Source organism: Spirochaetia bacterium 38H-sp (genome assembly GCA_039023545.1).
Lineage (GTDB): Bacteria > Spirochaetota > Spirochaetia > Winmispirales > Winmispiraceae > Rarispira > Rarispira pelagica.
In genome coordinates this window covers 1-1,571 of sequence record JBCHKQ010000020.1, presented here as the reverse complement: position 1 = coordinate 1,571, position 1,571 = coordinate 1, and the positions used below count along the sequence as shown (strand labels likewise).

The 1,571-nt window shown below is 41.9% G+C and carries 1 protein-coding gene; it reads left to right on the top strand.

The window, feature by feature from the left end; translation table 11 throughout:
- The coding region (gene argS, locus WKV44_10590) for an arginine--tRNA ligase (GenBank protein MEM5948983.1) at positions 1 to 1,571 on the top strand (1,571 nt) is incomplete at both ends.

Genomic DNA, 1,571 nt, shown 5'->3' with positions numbered 1-1,571 from the left:
AAACTTCTCCTCAGAATATTGCTTCTGAGCTTGCTGATTTTCTGCTGGAGAAATATCCCGATGCGATTATAAAGACTGCGGGTGGATATTTAAATATTTTTCTTGATAAGAAAAATATTTCTGCTGAGATTGCAGCCGATGTTATAAATGCCGGTGAGAACTATGGAAAGCAGGATTTGTTTTCTTCTCAGAAAATAATGATAGAGTTTTCTTGTCCCAATACCAATAAGCCTCTCCATCTGGGACATATGCGCAATAATATTCTGGGAGAAAGTATTTCCAGACTTTTTTCTTTTTTGGGGGCTGATGTCTGCAAAGTCAACCTGATTAATGATAGAGGGATACATATATGTAAGTCCATGCTGGCTTATAAAGAGCTGGGCAATGGGGAGACGCCAGAGTCTGCCGGCAAAAAATCAGACCATTTTGTGGGTGACTACTATGTCAAGTTTAACCAGTGGGCGTCCTCCGATGATAGTGCAGAAGAAAAAGCAAGGGAAATGCTAAGAAGGTGGGAGAACGGCGACCAGGAAGTTATGTCTCTTTGGAAGAGGATGAATGAGTGGGCAATCGACGGCATCAACAAAACTTACAAGAGAACTGGTATATCCTTTGACAGGGTTTATTATGAGAGCCAGACTTATCTTCTGGGTAAGGACCTCGTTTTAAAAGGTCTGGATAACGGTGTTTTCTATAAGGAAAATGACGGTTCTGTATGGGTAGATTTGTCTGAGATAGGGCTTGATAAAAAGGTTTTGCTCAGAAAAGACGGCACTTCTCTCTATCTTACACAGGATCTAGGAACAGCGGTTTCTAGACATGAGGACTGGCCGTTTGAGAGACTTATCTATGTAGTGGCCTCAGAGCAAAACTATCACTTTAAAGTGCTTTTCTATGTCCTTAAAAAACTTGGCTATGACTGGGCAGAAAATCTTTATCATCTTTCTTACGGAATGGTAAATCTTCCGGAAGGTAAGATGAAATCCAGAGAGGGCACAGTTGTGGATGCAGATAATCTTCTTGACCAGCTTGTAGAAATGGCAAAGGCAGAAATAGAGGAAAAAGGCAAGCTAGAACAGGGAGATGATGCGGATAAGGCAGCAGAAGCTATAGCGTTGGGGGCTCTGCATTACTTTCTTCTCCAGGTCAGCCCCAACAAGGATATGATTTTTGATCCACGAGAATCCATATCTCTTACAGGGAACACAGGTCCTTATCTTCAGTACATGGGAGCAAGGATAAGCAGCATGCTCAGAAAAGCTCCTGAGCTTGTAGTGTCGCCAGAAGAAGTTGATACTAGCCGTCTTAATCAGGCATCAGAGTGGGAACTTATGAGCCTCATGGGAGAGTTTCCTGAGATACTTGCTTCTGCAGCAAGGGATTACAACCCTTCTCTTATTGTAAGCTATCTCTATGATGTGGGAAAACTGTTCAGCCGTTATTATCACGACAACCCGATAATAACCAATGAGGATAAAGAAACAGCAAAAGCAAGGCTTCTCCTTGCACGCTGTGTGTTAAATGTGCTTAAAGCAGGTTTTAAACTGCTCAATATTCCTTTTTTAGAAAGA